This is a genomic window from Pseudoroseomonas cervicalis ATCC 49957 (assembly GCF_000164635.1).
Classification (GTDB): domain Bacteria; phylum Pseudomonadota; class Alphaproteobacteria; order Acetobacterales; family Acetobacteraceae; genus Pseudoroseomonas; species Pseudoroseomonas cervicalis.
The window spans coordinates 1-1,115 of the sequence record NZ_GG771030.1; the positions used below are offsets into that span (position 1 = coordinate 1).

At 73.9% G+C, this 1,115-nt stretch carries 1 protein-coding gene; it reads left to right on the top strand.

From position 1 onward, the window contains the following. A partial coding sequence (locus tag HMPREF0731_RS21490) for a Bug family tripartite tricarboxylate transporter substrate binding protein (RefSeq protein ID WP_007006351.1) occupies positions 1 to 928 on the top strand: 928 nt, incomplete at its 5' end. Positions 929 to 1,115: the final 187 nt, after the last annotated feature.

Consider the following 1,115-nt stretch of genomic DNA (forward strand, 5'->3'; position numbering starts at 1 on the left):
GGCCCGTGCCCAGGCGGCCGGTGCCTGGCCCAGCCGCGGCTCGGTCCGCCTGCTGGCGCAGTTCCCGCCCGGCGGGCTGGTGGACACGGTGGGCCGGCTGATGGCCCCGGCGCTCTCCCAGGCGCTGGGCCAGACGGTGGTGGTGGAGAACCGCGCCGGCGCCGGCGGCGTCATCGGCACCGACCATGTCGCGAAGCAGCCGGCCGATGGCTACACGCTGCTGATCAGCCATGCCTCGGTGCATGTCTTCTCCGCCGCGACCATGCCGAACCTGCCCTTCCACCCGGTCGACGACTTCACCCATATCGGCCTGCTGGTGGAGGCGGCGAACGTCCTGCTGGTGCGGGCCGACAGCCCGTTCCGCACGCTGGACGACTACATCGCCGCGGCGCGCCGCCGCCCGGTGCGCTACGGCTCCTCCGGCATCGGCTCGGCGCCGCACCTGCTGGGCGCCATGATGTCGCACGAGGCGCGCGTGCCGGATCTCGAGCACGTGCCCTATCGCGGCAGCGCGCCGGCCATGCAGGACCTGATGGCCGGGCAGATCGAGAGCATGTTCGACCCGATCACCACCAATGTGCAGATGATGAAGGAGGGCACGCTGCGCTGCCTCGGCGTCTCCTCGCCGGCGCGGCTGCCCGCCTTCCCCGGCGTGCCGACCTTCGCCGAGCAGGGCTTCCCGCAGCTGACCTCGGCGCAATGGCTCGGCCTGTCCGGGCCGCGCAACCTGCCGGCGCCGGTGGTGGAGCGGCTGACCGCGCTGATCCCGGCGCTCACCGCCCGGCCCGAGCTGCGGCAGCGGCTGGAGGAGCTGCAGACCCTGCCGCGCGACACCCCGGTGCTCGGCGCCGATTTCACCGCGCTGATGCGCGAGCAGATCGCCAGCTGGACCGCCGTGGCGCGGCAGTTCAACATCGTCGTAACCTGATCCCGGCCATGCTGGCGGGGAGCAGGGTCGAAAGGGGAGCGCCACGGCACACCTGGTCATGGACGGCAACGACGCGCCTCACCAGCCAGGCCGCGGTGGCACGCCGATGGCCGCGCCCTGGCCTGAGCCGGTCCGCGCCTCGGCGGCGGGGGAGGCCACGCGCGCCCACGCCGCCGCCCCGGATCTG